This window comes from Skermanella rosea (assembly GCF_016806835.2).
GTDB classification, from domain to species: domain Bacteria; phylum Pseudomonadota; class Alphaproteobacteria; order Azospirillales; family Azospirillaceae; genus Skermanella; species Skermanella rosea.
The window spans coordinates 444,981-459,588 of sequence record NZ_CP086111.1 but is presented as its reverse complement, the minus strand read 5'-3'; the positions used below and the strand labels follow the sequence as shown (position 1 = coordinate 459,588).

Here is a 14,608-nt window from a genome sequence, read left to right as displayed (position 1 = left end):
GGTCTAGATGCCTTGCAAGGGAGAACACCCCGGCGGGGGGCTTGGTTCGACGGACTCTGCCTGAAGCACCGAATTCCGATGGCCTTCCCGGGTCGGGTCCGTTTGCCCCATCGCAGTTGCCTCCTCGCTCCCTGCGGACTCAGGAGGCAATGCCAAGACCGCGACTTCCGTCAGGGTGACTTGCTCGGCCAGAGTCCCGGACGCGGAACGTTTGTTCTTGAGGATTACGCTTGATCGTGCGACCGAGTCCACCCGATTGCCGAAATACTTTTCAGCCCATTCGAAGTCCCTGTATTCGTCAGGTCTGACGCGAAACGCACCAAGCCGGCCGACCAGTCCACAGATCCAGTCCGCACACTGCAGCGTCTGATAAAGATGACTTTCCGCTTGGATTGGCGGCTCTATCAAGCACTTTACGCCATCCTCGCCGAACATCGTTTTCGAGGTTGCTTCGACAAGCTCGGCGCGGTTTTGATGCTCGTCCAGCAGGAGGAGAAAGGTACTGGAATCCCCCAGAATGAAACTATCTATCCTCCTCAATGACTTAGTGAGGGTTACCTGATAAAGGGATTTCGGGTCGTGACCTTTTTGCGGATCATACTTCTCCAATCCATAGTAAAAAATGAAACCACCGTCTGATCGGATTTTGTTCAAAATACGCCCCGTAGCTTTTCGGAGCTCCGGATAATTCTTTACATTCCGAGTTGTATATAAAGAAGCTCCTTTCTTCTCCCATTTGGCGGGATGACCGCCTGCTTTTTCTATTTCCAAGGCCAGAAGCCTGCATTTGAGCTGAAAGAACCAGGTCGCAAAGCTCCGGACGCGAGGCACCGGCATGGCAAAACCGGCGAAACCGAATACCGGACTGGCATTATGGTGGGGATCGGTGCGTCTGATGTAGCGGCCATCATGGCCGAATTCATCCAGATAGACGATGAAATGCATCGTCAACGATCAGAAACACGGAAGCCCGCGCATTTTGCTACGCGGGCCCCGGAAATGGAGCGACAAGACGAACCTGCCGCATCCACAGCTACGATTAACATGCTCCCGAAACGGTCGCAAGAGGGCAGCACGCCGATTTCCATGACCAACTCGCGACGAATTTATAAGGGCTGTCTACGCCTTATAGATTAGCCCTTTGGTCATGTCATCGGCTGCGTGCTCAAACCGCTGCCGGCGCCTCCGCCCGCCAGGTGGTGATCTGCCGCACCAGCACCGGTGCCAGGAGCACGAGGCCCGCGAGCGTGGAATAGAGTTCCGGCGCGACCAGCAGGATCGCCGCCAGGGCCAGCAGCAACCGTTCCCACATCCGGGCCGTCGTGAACATCCAGCCGGCCAGGGCCGCACCCAGGCAGGTGATGCCGACGATGCACCCGACGAAGGCGATGATGAAGTCGGTCCAGGTAAAGCCGGGGGCGACCAGCAGCAGGGACGGCGAGAACACGAAGACGAAGGGCACCAGCGCCTTGCCCAGCCCCAGTCGGAAGGCCGTGTTGCCGGTCTTGAACGGATCGGCCCCCGCCATGCCCGCGGCGGCATAGGCCGCCAGCGCCACCGGCGGCGTGATGTCGGCGAGCACGCCGTAATAGAAGACGAAGAAATGGGCCACGATCGGCGCCACGCCGAGCAGTCCCAGCGTCGGTGCGGCGATGGTGGCCATGATGATGTAGTTGGCGGTAGTCGGGATGCCGCAGCCCATCAGGATGCAGACGATGCCGGTCATGATCAGGGTGAACAGCAGGGTCAGCGTCTGCGGTGCCGTCCAGCCCGCCGGCAGGAATGCCCCGACCCAGCCGGCCATCTCGGCGGCGGTGGAGGTGACGATGAAGGAGATCTTGAAGCCGACGCCGGTCAGGGTGACCACGCCGACGATGATCCCGACCGTCGCCGCCGCGGCGCCCACGGCGAGCGCGTACTTGGCCCCGTCGCGCAGGTCGATCACCAGGTCCGGGATGCTCATGCGGTTGCGCGGGTTCAGCAGCCCGACCGCGATGCACAGCGTGATGCCCCAGAACGCCGCCAGGTAAGGGGTGTAGCCGGCCAGCAGGATGCCGACCAGGACGATCAGCGGAATCACGGTCGGCCAGTCCCGCTTGAGCGCCGCCTTGACGTCCGGCATCTCGTCGGGGCGGAGGCCCCGCAGGCCGGTACGCTTCGCCTCGAAATGGACCTGGACCAGCACGCCGAAGAAATGCATGAAGGCCGGGACGATCGCCGCGATGATGATCGTGGTGTAGGGCAGCCCCAGGAACTCGATCATCAGGAAGGCGGCGGCCCCCATGATCGGCGGGGTGGTCTGGCCGCCGGTGGACGCGGTCGCCTCGACGGCGCCGGCGAAATGCGGCTTGTAGCCCAACCGGATCATCGCCGGGATGGTCAGGGAGCCGACGGTGACCGTGTTGGCGACCGACGAGCCGGAGATCATGCCGAACAGGGCGGACCCGAAGATCGACACCTTGGCCGGGCCGCCGGCATAGCGTCCCGCGACCCACGCGGCGCAGTCGAGGAAAAGCTGGCCCAGGCCGATGCGGGTGGCGAGCACGCCGAACAGCACGAAGTGGAAGACGTAGGTCGCGACCACGCCCAGCGCTATGCCGTAGATGCCCTGGGTCGTCAGGTACAGGTGGTCGACGAGTTGGGAAAAGCTGGCGCCGGGATGGACCAGGATGCCGGGCATCGACGGTCCCCAGATCGCGTAGCCCATGAACAGCAACGCTATGATCGGCAAGGGCCAGCCGACCGAGCGGCGGGTCGCCTCCAGCAGGACGACGATCAGGAGTCCGCCCAGCACCACGTCGGTCGTGGTCGGGTTGCCGACCCGGAAAGCCAGGTCGTCCAGGGGTATCAGCGGAACGTGCAGCACGGCGACCACCGCGCCGACGGCGAGCGCCCAATCCGGCAGCGAGATGCCGAGCGGACGCAGGGCCGTGCCGCGGGCCGGCTGGTCGTAACCCCGCTTGGAGAACGGAAAGACCAGGAACACCAGTCCCAGCACGAAGGAGAGATGGATGCCGCGGTGGGCCATCTCCGACAGCAGCCCGAAGCCCGCCGTGTAGTAATGGAACAGCGACAGCGCCACGAGAAGCCCGCCGACCAGCCAGCCGGCGGCGGGCGCCAGCGGACGGAAGCGGATCTCGCTGTCGAATTTCTCCTCAAGCTCCTTCGCCTTTTCCGGGTCGAGTTCGAGCGAGGACTTGGTGAGGTGCGGCTGTTCGCGCGACGGGTCGCTCATCGGTATTCCAGAATCATGATTTCGATTGGATCCCAACAGGACGGACCCCCGCCCTCCCCCTACGAGAATGAGGGCGAGGGCGGGGTCCGGGGCGGTTACTGCTTCAGCACGCCCTTCTCGCGGTAGAACTTCTCGGCACCCGGATGCAGCGGGATCGCGATGCCGTTGGTCGCATTCTCCAGGGTGATCAGCTTGCCCTTGGCATGGCCGGCGTCCAGGGCGGCGCGGGCGCTGTCGCTCCACATCGCCTTGACGATGTTGTAGACCAGTTCCTCCGGCTGCTTGGCGCTGGTCACCCACTGGGCGTTGACCGAGATGGTCTGGGTTTCCGGAACGTCGCGGTAGGTCCCGGCGGGCACCGTGTCCTTGGAGAAGAACTGGTACTCGGACAGCAGCTTGTCGGCCTGCGGGCCGGCGATCGGCACCAGCGTGATGCCGCTGGAGGTCGCGAGTTCCGAAATGGCGCCGGTCGGGTAGCCGCCGACGAAGAAATAGGCGTCCAGCGCACCGTCGCGCAGGCGGTCGCCCGCGGGGCCGGGCTTGAGATACTCGGCCTTCACGTCCTTCTCGGTCAGCCCGTAGGCGCCGAGCACGATCCGCGCATCGACCAGCGTGCCCGACCCGGGCTCGTCCAGCGACACCCGCTTGCCCTTGAGGTCCGCGACCGACTTGATGCCGGAATCCTTGGTCGCGACGAGGTGGATCGTCTCGGGATACAGGGTGGCGATGGCGCGCAGGTTCTCGATCTTGCCCTTGCCTTCGAACAGGCCGGTGCCGGTATAGGCCCAGTAGGCCACGTCGGACTGCGAGAAGCCCGACTCGAGCGAGCCGCCGTTGACGGCGCTGATGTTGGCGACGGAGCCGTTGGACGACACGGCGGTCGCCACCAGTCCGGGCACGCCGCCGCCGGTCGCCGAGATCGTGTTGGCGATCAGGCCGCCCACGGGATAGTAGGTTCCCGCGGTGCCGCCCGTCCCGATGCGGAAGAAGGCCGGCGCCTGGGCCATGGCGACGGTGGTGCCGAGCGCGATCGCTCCGAGCATCGCCCCGATCGCCAGGCGGCTTTTTCTTGTCATGAAGCTCACGGCAGTCCCCTCTCTACTATGCAGACTTGTCGGACCCGTTCCTGCCGGTCCGATATGTCGGGGGATCATGGCGGTTGCCGTTGAGATTGTCACCCTATCGGATTGTTCCGGACCGCAGTCCTTCCGCTTATGACCGGGGAACGTTGCGCTCCAGGTCGTCGAGCCAGGTGCGGGCGGTCGAGTCCGACGGCGCCCGCCAGTCGCCGCGCGGCGACAGCGACCCGCCGCCGCTCACCTTGGGCCCGTTGGGCATGGCCGACCGCTTGAACTGGCTGAAGCCGAAGAAGCGGCGGACGAAGACCTCCAGCCATTGCCGGATCTGGGGCAGCTCGTAGCTGCGGCGCCGCTCCGGCGGGAAACCCGGGGGCCACGCGCCCCGCTCCGCGTCGCTCCAGGCATGCAGGGCCAGGAAGGCGATCTTGGCCGGCCGGTAGCCGAAGCGGAGCGTGTAGTACAGGTTGAAGTCCTGAAGCTCGTAAGGGCCGACCTTGGCCTCCGTGCTCTGCGGCGTCTGGCCGGGCTCGACCGGCACCAGCTCGGGCGAGATCTCGGTCCCGAGGATCGCGTCCAGGGTCGCCGACACGTCCGATTCGAACTGGCCGGACGCGCTGACCCAGCGGATCAGGTGCTGGATCAGGGTCTTGGGCACGCCCGAATTGACGTTGTAGTGCGCCATCTGGTCGCCGACGCCGTAGGTGCACCAGCCCAGGGCGAGTTCCGACAGGTCGCCGGTGCCGACGACGATGCCGTTGTTCTGGTTGGCCAGCCGGAACAGGTAGTCGGTGCGCAGGCCCGCCTGGACGTTCTCGAAGGTCACGTCGTAGACCGGCTCGCCCCCGGCGAACGGGTGCTTCATGTCGGACAGCATCTGCCGGGCCGCCGGGCGGATGTCGAGCTCGCGCCAGGTGACGCCGAGCGACTCCATCAGCCGGACCGCGTTGCCCTTGGTGTGGTCGCTGGTCGCGAAGCCCGGCATGGTATAGGCCAGGATGCTGGACCGGGGCAGTCCGAGCTGATCCATGGCGCGGGCGACCACGATCAGGGCGTGCGTCGAGTCGAGGCCGCCGGAAACGCCGATCACCGGATGCTCGGTGCCGATCGCGCGCAGCCGCTGGACCAAGCCGGCGACCTGGATGTTGTAGGCCTCGTAGCAGTCCTGCTCCAGCCGCGCCGGGTCGGCCGGCACGAAGGGGAAGCGCTCGACCCGGCGTTCAAGCCCGATATCGGCCCGGGGCGGGTCCAGATGGAACCGAACCGTGCGGAAATCGGCGCCGATGACGTCCTGGTAGCGGCGGTTGTCGTCGAAGCTGCCCATCCGCGTCCGCTCCTGGCGGATGCGGTCCAGGTCGATGTCGGCCACGGCGATCTGGTCGCCGGTCGGGAAGCGGTCGGTCTCGGTCAGGACGCTACCGTTCTCGTAGATCGAGGTCTGGCCGTCCCAGGCGAGGTCGGTGGTCGATTCGCCCGCCCCCGCGGCGGAATAGAGATAGGCCGCGATGCACCGCTCGGACTGGGACTGGCACAGCAGGCGGCGGGTGTCGGCCTTGCCGATCGTGATGTTGCTGGCCGACAGGTTCGCCAGCACGGTGGCCCCGGCCAGGGCGCCCGCGGAGCTGGGCGGCACCGGCACCCACAGGTCCTCGCAGACCTCCACATGGACGGTGAATCCTTGCAGGTCCTCCGCGGCGAAGAGCAGGTCGGGGCCGAACGGCACGTTCTGGTCGGCGATCCGGATCTCGCCGCCCCCGGTGCCGGCGCCCGACGCGAAGTACCGCTTCTCGTAGAATTCCCGGTAATTGGGCAGGTGGATCTTGGGAACGACGCCCAGCAGGCGGCCGCGATGGATCGCGAGCCCGCAGTTGTAGACGCGCCCGGCGTGGCGCAGCGGCGCCCCGACCAGCAGGAGCGGCAGCAGGTCCTTGGACCCGGCGACCACGGTTTCGACCGCGCGCTCCACCGCGTCCAGCAGGGAGTCCTGGTGGAACAGGTCGTCGATCGCGTAGCCGGACAGCGCCAGTTCAGGGAACAGCGCCAGCGCCGCCGAGCGGTCGTGGCATGTCCGGGCGACGCGCAGGACGGCTTCGGCGTTGCCGGCGGGATCGGCGAGCGAGCACCTCATGGTGCAGGAGGCGACGCGCGCAAAGCCATGCTGGTAGATCGAACGGAACGTCATGGGAGCTTCCGGAGCAGCGGATCGATGGTCTGGATCCAACAGTCTAGACCACGATTTGTTGACGGGCGAACTTGATCCGGTCCGCCCGGCCGGTCGGCATCCGGGACCCCCGCTCAGCGCTGGTCGCGCCGCCACTGCTCCCCGAAGTCGGCGGCGAGCTGGCGGAGGCCGGCGGCGACCGCGCCGGCATGGCTGCCGCGCGGCGTGCTCAGCAGCATGCCGCGGTCCCAGTAGAGCACCTGGACCGTCTTGCGCTGCTGGGTCGAGGGAAGCGTCAGGGTATGCGCCGACTGGGCCTTCAGGCTCAGCCAGGTCACGCACAGGGACGAGCTGTCCCGCAGCGTCGCGATCGTCGGGATCAGGTAGACGCCCGGGGTCACCGTGGTGAAGGGCTGGGCCTGCGACAGCAGTTCGGTCCGCAGGCCGGCGGACTGGACGGTGAGCTGGATGGAATCGTTGACCAGCTGCTCGGTCAGCCCGCATTCGGCGTTGGCGGCGCTGGAGGCCAGGTCGACCGGCATCACGACCGCCATGTTGACGCCTTCCAGCACGGCGCTCTCGCGCCCCTGGCCCGGCGCCTGGGCCAGGGCCGGCAGGCACGATGCGGCGAGCGCCAGGACGGATACGACGAGGCGGCGGACCGGGCGGCTAATCGTCACGGTGGGTACGTTCCAGCCGTTCATGCCTTTCCTGGGCTTCCAGGCTGAGCGTCGCGATGGGACGCGCCTCCAGCCGCCGGATGCTGATCGGCTCCCCGGTTTCCTCGCAGTAGCCGTAGCTTCCGTCCTCGATCCGCTCCAGCGCGGCGTCGATCTTGGAGATCAGCTTGCGCTCGCGGTCGCGGGTCCGCAGCTCAAGCGAACGGTCGGTCTCGAGCGAAGCCCGGTCGGCGATGTCGGCTTCCTGGAGCCCGCCTTCCTGTAGGCTTTGCAGCGTCTCCTCCGACTCGTGGAGGAGCTCCGAACGCCACTTCAGCAGCTTCCGACGGAAATACTCCGTCATCTGAGGGTTCATGAAAGGCTCGTCCTCGGACGGCCTATAGTCAGGCGGCGGAAACGGTGACGACATCCTCTAACACCCAAACCGGATGGCTGCCGAAACGGCGCGGAGTATATGGATCGGCAAGCCCGACCGCAACCGTCGCGGATGGGCTTCTCGACCGGATACAAGCCTTTGGAAAAGCGGCGAAATCCTGGGGGGATGAGCTACCCTCTGGGCGACAGCTTGGCAAGCTCGACCTGCGCCCTAAGGTCGATTTCGTCCAAAATCTCCACCAAACGGGGATCGTCGACTTCCGCGCGGTGGCTTTGGGCCACCTGTTGGAGGGCGTTCAGTTTCGACTCCGGCAGGCCGCCCGACAGCAGGGCGTGCCTGATCTCGTCCAGCCGGTCCAGCAGCTCCTCCGCCCGGGCCTTCGCTTTAGACGGGCCGCTGGTCGAATCCTCCACCTCCTGGAGGTTAAGGAGCGGGTTGACCGCACCGGCCGCCTGGGCGCCGTTGACTCCCGAAGCCGCCGCGTCGTCGGTGCCGTGCAGCGCGCGGGCGAAGGCGCTCGCCAGGCTGCCGTCGGAACGGCCGGTGCGTTTCGCCGCACCGCTGTTGCGCAGGGAACCGGGACCTTCGACTTTCATGGCACCAAATGCTCCAATACCGATTTCCAAGAGTGACCGGATCTGCGTTAATACCCGGTTAACGGGCATTGCCTGGTCACAGAGGCGGAGGTCGGCAGGAATTGCCGGGACGGACCGGCACTCCTTGCCGCGCGGCCGTCCGGCGGCCGGGCCGCTTCCGGCGCCGGCGCGGGTTTCCGGAGACTGGCACGCAATTCGCTAGGCAATGGGACGCCAGTAGAGGAGCCGACCCGCCATGACCCCGTTCCCCCTCCAAGAAGCCGCGACTCGGACGCCGCTCCGGGCCCGTCTCCGGCATGCGGCCCGCGCCGTCCTGGCGCTGGGCATCGCGGCCGTCGTCGTGGCGGTCGCCGGCCCGGCCCTGGCCAACTCGCGCATCAAGGACATCGTCGACGTCGAGGGGGTGCGCGAGAACATGCTGATCGGCTACGGCCTGGTGGTCGGGCTGAACGGCACCGGCGACAGCCTCAACAACTCGCCCTTCACCGAGCAGAGCCTGATCGGCATGCTGGAGCGGCTGGGCGTCAATACCCGCGGGCAGTCCATGAAGACCCGCAACGTCGCCGCGGTGATGGTGACCGGCACCCTGCCCGCCTTCGCGGCCCAGGGCAGCCGGATCGACGCCGTCGTGTCGGCGCTCGGCGACGCCAAGAGCCTGCTCGGCGGGACCCTGCTGGTCACCCCGATGCTGGGCGCCGACGGCGAGGTCTACGCGGTGGCCCAGGGGCCGCTGGCGGTCAGCGGCTTCAGCGCGGCCGGCCAGGGCGCCTCGGTCACCCGCGGCGTGCCGACCTCGGGCCGGATCTCCGCCGGCGCCATCGTCGAGCGGGAGATCGAGTTCTCCCTGGCGGAACTGCCTGTCCTGCGGCTGTCGCTGCGCAACCCCGACTTCACCACCGCGCAGCGGGTCGCCCAGGCGATCAACGGGGTGTACGGGGCGAACACGGCGCGGGCGACCGACCCGTCCGCCGTGGTCGTGACGGTGCCCCAGATGCGGCGCGGCGACATCGTCGGCCTGATGACGGAGATCGAGCAGCTCCGCGTCACCCCCGACCAGCCGGCCCGCGTGGTGATCGACGAGAAGTCGGGCGTGATCGTGATGGGCGAGAACGTCCGGATCAGCACGGTGGCGATCGCCCAGGGCAACCTGACCATCCGCATCACGGAAACCCCGCAGGTGTCCCAGCCCAATCCCCTGGCCGCCGGCCAGACCGTGGTGACCCCGCAGACCAACATCCAGGTCGACGAGCAGTCGAACAACCGGCTGGCGATCATGTCCAACGGCGTCAGCCTGCAGGAACTGGTCGAGAGCCTGAACGCCCTGGGCATCGGCCCCCGCGACATGATCAGCATCCTGCAGTCGATCAAGGCGGCCGGCGCGCTGCAGGCCGAAATCGAGGTGATGTGATGGACGGCACCCTGACCCCTCCGGCCCTCGCCTCCGCGGGCCTGGCGACCGGCGGCCTGACGAACCCTGCTCCCGTGGGCCGCCCCCGGGCCGGGGCGGACGACAAGGCGGTCGCCAAGGCCGCCGGCGAGTTCGAGGCGCAGTTCGTGTCCCAGATGCTAAGCCAGATGTGGCAGGGCATCGAGACCGACGGATATTTCGGCGGCGGCAACGGCGAGGAGATGTTCCGCGGCCTGATGATCAACGAGTACGGCAAGATGATCACGCAGAGCGGCCAGCTCGGCATCGCCGACCAGGTGAAGCAGGCCATGCTGAAGATGCAGGAGGTTTGAATCATGGAAGCAGCGACCGCGGTTTGCCAGACCTGCGAGACGATGGAAGCCTATGCCACCCTGCTGGAGCGGGAGACGGAGGCGGTGAAGGCCAGCCGGCTGGAGGAGGTCGCCGGGCTGGGCGACGCGAAGACCGCGCTGGCCGGCCGGCTGGACCACCAGCTCAAGGTGCTTAAGCACAACAAGGCGGTAGTGGCCGGCGTCGACTTGGCGCTCCGGCAGCGCCTGGAGTCGCTGTGGAACCGGCTGAACGCTATCGCGGAGGCCAACCTGGCAGCGCTGAAGACCGCCGAGGAGGCCACCAAGCGGGTGATCGACATGGTCGTGGACGTGACCAAGCAGAACCGGCAGCAGCACTCGGTCGCGGGCTACGGCAAGCCGAGCGCCCGGTACCCGACCGGTAGGGCGCCGCAGGCGCTCTCGGTCGCCGTCAACACGACGCTGTGAACGGTCCCGGGGCCTCGACGCTTCCGGGCCAGGCGGGCGGGATGCCGGGCGGCGTCCCGCCCGCCGTCGTTTCCACCGGGAAGGCCCTGCCGGGTACCGGGCAAAATCTTCCCGAGGCACCCCGGCCGGCAATTGCCTACCCGCTGGAATATCGAGTAATTTCAAATCTCTAACGTTTGGCCCGCGGCTTGCTTTACTGGATCCCGTACAGCCAGCGAGGATGCCGTGGAGATCACCCAGACCATAACGATGCCCCAGGCGGCATCAACCGGGAGCGCCGGCGCGACCGCCGCGGCTCCCGCGGCCGGCGGGACCGCGGACGGCGGCTTCCTCGCCCTGGTCGCCAACTTCATGACTCCCCAAGCCGCCGCCCCGCAGCTTCCCCCGGAAGCCGGGGCCACCGTGGAAGAGGCCGGCACGACCGACCAGGATGCCGGCACCGTGCCGGACGGCCTGCTCAACCTGATCGCGCCGGGCCTGTTCTCCAACCTGGTGGTGCCGCAGCAGCAGCTGCCGGCCGAGGCCGGCGCCGCGACCGGCGGTCTCTCCGCCGCCGCCGGCGTCCCGGCTCCCCCGGCGGATGCGTCCGGCACCGATCCGCTGCCGCCCGCCCTGCCCGGCATGTTCCCCATGCCACCGGCCCAGCGCCCCGAAGCCCCCGTCAAGGGCATGGCGCCGCTGCCGGGCCAGGACGGCCGGGACGCCGACGAGAATGCCGCGGCGGCGGACGCGGGTGCCCAGGAGGGCGACGCGCCGCTGGACGAGGAGGTCCTGGCGAAGCTGGTCGAGGAAGGAAAGGCCAGACTCCAGGCCGGCGCCCACCCCGCGCCGCAGGCCGAGACGAGGGCGCAGCCCCAAGCCGAGGCCGTGCAGCCGAAGCCGGAGCAGGACCGCGGCAGGACCGCCCCGCTGGAAGCCGGCGCCATTGGCGGCGTCGACGCCGAGGCGCCGGCCACGGTCCAGGTGGTTCGCACCCCGGCACCCCGCGACCCGGCCGCGCAGCAGCCGGCAAGGACGGAGCGCCAGCCGGAGACGGCCGCACCGCCCGCCCGCGAAACAATGGTGTCGCAGCCGCAGCCGCAGCCGCAGGCTGAGCGCCCGGCCGCCCAGGTCGTCCCGGCCACCCCGGCCGCGAACCGGCCGGAGACCGCGGAAGCTCCGCTGGACGCAACCACGGCGGACGGCGCCGGGATCGCCGCCGCGACGGCGTCGGACGACCCGGCCGGCGGCGACCCGATGTCCGAAGACGCGGACCAGGGCGACGGGCACGGCAGCCGCCAGGCGGCGCGCCAGGCCGACCGCCACGAGCGGGCCGCCCAGCAGCACGCCGGCAGCGTTCCCGACGCCGCGCCCTCCGCTGCCGCCGACACCGAGACGGCGGATGCCGCGGAAGCCCGCCCGGTCGCCGGCCCGGTCACCGGCCCCGCGGCGAACCCGGCCGACGGCGGCCGCCTGGTCGGGGAACGCGGCGCCAAGGACGCCGGCAGCTTCGAAGAGGTCCTCGCCGCCGCCGGCAACGGCAATGCCGCGCCGGCGGAGCCGGAGGCCGATCCCGCCCTGGCGGTTCAGGCTCCCGGCCGCGGCCCGGCGGAGAGCGAGGCGGTGGACCGCACCGCCCTCGGCCATGCCCGGAGCCCGATGCCCCATACGCCGGCCGAGCAGGTCTCGGTCCAGATCGGCAAGGCGGCGGCAGGCCGGATCGACCAGATGGTGATCAACCTGAAGCCGGTCGAGTTGGGCAACGTCGAGGTCAAGCTGGACTTCGGGGCCGACGGCCGGGTGAAGGCCTCGATCCGGGCAGAACGTCCGGAGACCCTGGAGATGCTCCAGAAGGACCAGCGCACGCTGGAGCGCGCCCTGGCCGACGCCGGCCTGCGGACCGACGCGGGCAGCCTGAGCTTCGACCTGAAGGGACAGGGAGGCAACCAGCGCCAGTTCGCCGGCTACACCCAGCCGGCCGACCACCGGGGCAGGAATTTCGGCGGGATCGAGGAAGATCTCAGTTTAGCGGCCGCCACCGCGACCCAGTACAAGCCCGGCGGCGCCAGCCGCAGCCGTCTCGACATCCGCATCTGAGCGCGAGCAGGAGAACGACCATGACGACGATCAACAGCACCGCCCAGACCGCGGCCCAGACGACTGCCGCGGCCACCACGAAGACCGAGGCCTCCCGCGCCAAGCTGACCCAGGACTATGACAGCTTCCTCAAGCTGCTGACCACCCAGATGCAGAACCAGGACCCGCTGTCGCCGATGGAGTCGACCGAGTTCACCAACCAGCTGGTGCAGTTCAGCCAGGTCGAGCAGCAGATCAGCCAGAACGACAAGCTGGAGAAGCTGCTGACCATGCAGACCAACAACCAGACCCAGGCGTCGCTCGGGTTCATCGGGCTCGATGTCGAGGCCAGCGGCAGCGCCTTCACGTTCGACGGGAGCACGGCCAGGATGTCCTACACCCTGCCCGAGACCGCCACCTCCACGAGGATACAGATCAAGAACGAGAAGGGCGTCGTGGTCCGGACCCTCGAGGGGTCGCGCTCGGCCAGCCGCCAGGAACTGACCTGGGACGGCAAGAAGAACGACGGCTCCGCGGCGCCCGCCGGCAACTACACCCTCTCGGTGGTGGCGCCCAACGCCGACGGCAAGATGCTTACCGCCAAGACCTCCGTCTACGGCCGCGTTTCCGGCATCGAGTCGGGCAACGGCAACACCACCCTGCTGATGGGCAACGTGCCGATCAGGATGGAGGACGTGGTTTCCGCCCGCCAGCCGGCCGCCGCGGCCGCCTGACCCACCGCCTGCCCAGCCCTTCGCCCGACCCATTCCCTTCCGGCCTCCGCCCAGGCGTAGCAGGCCGCCGCAAAGACCAAGGAGAGTATCATGAGCCTGTTCGGATCCCTCTTCACCGGCGTTTCCGCCCTGAGCGCGCAGAGCCAGTCGATGAGCATGATCGCCAACAACATCTCCAACGTGAACACCGTCGGCTACAAGCGGAACGAGGCGGCCTTCTCCAGCCTGGTCACCCAGGCCAGCCGCAGCACGGTGTACTCGCCCGGCGGCGTGCGCGCCTCGACCGAGCAGACGGTCAACCAGCAGGGCATCCTGCAGCAGAGCGCGTCGTCCACCGACGTCGCGATCTCCGGCTCGGGCTTCTTCGTGGTCCAGGCGAGCCCGAACGGCAGCAGCACGCAGGAGACGCTCTATACCCGCGCCGGCTCCTTCTCGGAGGACGAGAACGGCTTCCTGCGGAATTCCAACGGCTACTACCTGATGGGCTGGGAGATCGGCGACGACGGCGAACTGGTGAACGCCACCGCCGACGTGGCCAGCCTCACCCCGGTCAGCGTCGGCTTCGAGTCCGGCCGGACCAAGCAGACCACCCAGGCGGACGTGGTGCTGAACCTGGACGCGCGCCAGAACACCGCGCTGGCCGGCCCGCACTTCAGCCGCAGCATGACCGTCTACGACTCGCTCGGCCAAGCGCAGCAGCTGGCGCTCGACTTCACGGCGACCACCACCGCGAACACCTGGACCCTCGACATCAGCGACCCGGCCGGCGGCACGCTGGCGACCCCGACCACGTCCATGACCCTTGTGTTCGGGACCAACGGCAAGATCGACGCCGTTGCCACCCAGGCGGCCAACCCGACCGACATGGTGCTCGACCCGGCCGGCGACCCGGATGGCAACCTGCAGCTGAACCTGACCGACATCGACTGGGCCAACAACTCCGACGCCACCCAGGACATCACGATCGACATCACGGGCTTCACCCAGTCCGCGTCGGACTACAGCGTCGGCACGATCAACCAGGACGGCGCCGAACTCGGGCTGCGGACCGGCATCTCGATCGACGCCGACGGCAACGTGGTCGCCAGCTTCAGCAACGGCCTGACCCAAAACCTGGCGCGGGTGCCGGTCGCCACCTTCACGAACCCCAACGGCCTGCAGGAGCGCAGCGGCAACGTCTATATCCAGACCAGCCAGAGCGGCGCCTACAACCTGCGCGAGGCCGGCTCCGCCGGGGCGGGCAAGATCGCGACATCCTCCCTGGAAGCCTCCAACGTGGACCTGGCCGACGAGTTCTCGCGCATGATCGTGACCCAGCGGGCCTACTCGGCCGGCACCAAGATCATCAGCACCGCCGACCAGATGCTGACCGAACTGCTCCAGCTCCGGTAAGGTCCGACGGATCGTTAATATTTCGTTAAGGTTGAACTGGATCGGGCGCCCTTCGGCGCCCGGTCGAATTCGGGCACCTAACTGCTGTGCCCGCGTGCGCGAAATGCTACTGTGCT

General features: G+C 68.0%; 13 protein-coding genes. 6 read left to right on the top strand and 7 right to left on the bottom strand.

Annotated features, from left to right (window positions below):
• Positions 1–3: 3 nt before the first annotated feature.
• From JL101_RS02140 to JL101_RS02110, 7 genes are all read right to left on the bottom strand, one after another.
• Positions 4–945 (bottom strand): DUF3800 domain-containing protein, encoded by a 942-nt coding sequence (locus tag JL101_RS02140; protein WP_203096878.1) that lies wholly within the window; start codon positions 943–945, stop codon positions 4–6.
• Between the two features lie 220 nt (positions 946–1,165).
• Positions 1,166–3,235, bottom strand: a complete 2,070-nt coding sequence (locus tag JL101_RS02135) for a TRAP transporter permease (protein WP_203096877.1) — start codon at positions 3,233–3,235, stop codon at positions 1,166–1,168.
• 95 nt (positions 3,236–3,330) lie between these two features.
• Positions 3,331–4,311 (bottom strand): TAXI family TRAP transporter solute-binding subunit, encoded by a 981-nt coding sequence (locus JL101_RS02130; RefSeq protein ID WP_228435247.1) that lies wholly within the window; start codon positions 4,309–4,311, stop codon positions 3,331–3,333.
• Positions 4,312–4,447: 136 nt separating this feature from the next.
• Positions 4,448–6,493 carry an NAD(+) synthase gene (locus JL101_RS02125; protein ID WP_203096875.1) on the bottom strand — a complete coding sequence of 682 codons (2,046 nt, stop codon included), beginning with the start codon at positions 6,491–6,493 and terminating at the stop codon, positions 4,448–4,450.
• A gap of 113 nt (positions 6,494–6,606) precedes the next feature.
• The gene (locus JL101_RS02120; protein WP_203096874.1) at positions 6,607–7,152 is read right to left on the bottom strand and encodes a hypothetical protein; all 546 of its coding nucleotides are present in this window, start codon (positions 7,150–7,152) and stop codon (positions 6,607–6,609) included.
• The gene (dksA, locus tag JL101_RS02115) at positions 7,142–7,561 is read right to left on the bottom strand and encodes an RNA polymerase-binding protein DksA (protein WP_158047149.1); all 420 of its coding nucleotides are present in this window, start codon (positions 7,559–7,561) and stop codon (positions 7,142–7,144) included. Before dksA ends, JL101_RS02120 begins: the two co-directional genes overlap by 11 nt.
• Positions 7,562–7,698: 137 nt before the next feature.
• The gene (locus JL101_RS02110) at positions 7,699–8,124 is read right to left on the bottom strand and encodes a flagellar assembly protein FliX (protein ID WP_203096873.1); all 426 of its coding nucleotides are present in this window, start codon (positions 8,122–8,124) and stop codon (positions 7,699–7,701) included.
• Positions 8,125–8,359: 235 nt separating this feature from the next.
• On the opposite strand from JL101_RS02110, the gene JL101_RS02105 reads away from it, so the two are divergent.
• The 6 genes from JL101_RS02105 (at position 8,360) to flgE (ending at position 14,492) form a co-directional block, all read left to right on the top strand.
• Positions 8,360–9,532 carry a flagellar basal body P-ring protein FlgI gene (locus JL101_RS02105; RefSeq protein WP_203096872.1) on the top strand — a complete coding sequence of 391 codons (1,173 nt, stop codon included), beginning with the start codon at positions 8,360–8,362 and terminating at the stop codon, positions 9,530–9,532.
• The gene (locus JL101_RS02100) at positions 9,532–9,864 is read left to right on the top strand and encodes a rod-binding protein (protein WP_203096871.1); all 333 of its coding nucleotides are present in this window, start codon (positions 9,532–9,534) and stop codon (positions 9,862–9,864) included. Before JL101_RS02105 ends, JL101_RS02100 begins: the two co-directional genes overlap by 1 nt.
• 3 nt (positions 9,865–9,867) lie before the next feature.
• Positions 9,868–10,311, top strand: coding sequence for a hypothetical protein (locus JL101_RS02095; protein ID WP_203096870.1), 444 nt, complete (start codon positions 9,868–9,870; stop codon positions 10,309–10,311).
• Positions 10,312–10,536: 225 nt separating this feature from the next.
• Positions 10,537–12,387, top strand: a complete 1,851-nt coding sequence (locus JL101_RS02090; RefSeq protein ID WP_203096869.1) for a flagellar hook-length control protein FliK — start codon at positions 10,537–10,539, stop codon at positions 12,385–12,387.
• Positions 12,388–12,407: 20 nt separating this feature from the next.
• Positions 12,408–13,100, top strand: a complete 693-nt coding sequence (locus JL101_RS02085; RefSeq protein WP_203096868.1) for a flagellar hook assembly protein FlgD — start codon at positions 12,408–12,410, stop codon at positions 13,098–13,100.
• Between the two features lie 90 nt (positions 13,101–13,190).
• Positions 13,191–14,492, top strand: coding sequence for a flagellar hook protein FlgE (flgE, locus tag JL101_RS02080; RefSeq protein WP_203096867.1), 1,302 nt, complete (start codon positions 13,191–13,193; stop codon positions 14,490–14,492).
• Positions 14,493–14,608 lie beyond the last annotated feature (116 nt).

Bases quoted from the DNA above. Each gene is read 5' to 3' on its own strand.
- flgE (WP_203096867.1), top strand. From the start codon at position 13,191: ATGAGCCTGTTCGGATCCCTCTTCACCGGCGTTTCCGCCCTGAGCGCG.
- JL101_RS02085 (WP_203096868.1), top strand. From the start codon at position 12,408: ATGACGACGATCAACAGCACCGCCCAGACCGCGGCCCAGACGACTGCC.
- JL101_RS02095 (WP_203096870.1), top strand. From the start codon at position 9,868: ATGGAAGCAGCGACCGCGGTTTGCCAGACCTGCGAGACGATGGAAGCC.
- JL101_RS02110 (WP_203096873.1), bottom strand. From the start codon at position 8,124: ATGAAAGTCGAAGGTCCCGGTTCCCTGCGCAACAGCGGTGCGGCGAAA.
- JL101_RS02100 (WP_203096871.1), top strand. From the start codon at position 9,532: ATGGACGGCACCCTGACCCCTCCGGCCCTCGCCTCCGCGGGCCTGGCG.
- JL101_RS02135 (WP_203096877.1), bottom strand. From the start codon at position 3,235: ATGAGCGACCCGTCGCGCGAACAGCCGCACCTCACCAAGTCCTCGCTC.
- JL101_RS02140 (WP_203096878.1), bottom strand. From the start codon at position 945: ATGCATTTCATCGTCTATCTGGATGAATTCGGCCATGATGGCCGCTAC.
- JL101_RS02130 (WP_228435247.1), bottom strand. From the start codon at position 4,311: ATGACAAGAAAAAGCCGCCTGGCGATCGGGGCGATGCTCGGAGCGATC.
- dksA (WP_158047149.1), bottom strand. From the start codon at position 7,561: ATGTCGTCACCGTTTCCGCCGCCTGACTATAGGCCGTCCGAGGACGAG.
- JL101_RS02125 (WP_203096875.1), bottom strand. From the start codon at position 6,493: ATGACGTTCCGTTCGATCTACCAGCATGGCTTTGCGCGCGTCGCCTCC.
- JL101_RS02105 (WP_203096872.1), top strand. From the start codon at position 8,360: ATGACCCCGTTCCCCCTCCAAGAAGCCGCGACTCGGACGCCGCTCCGG.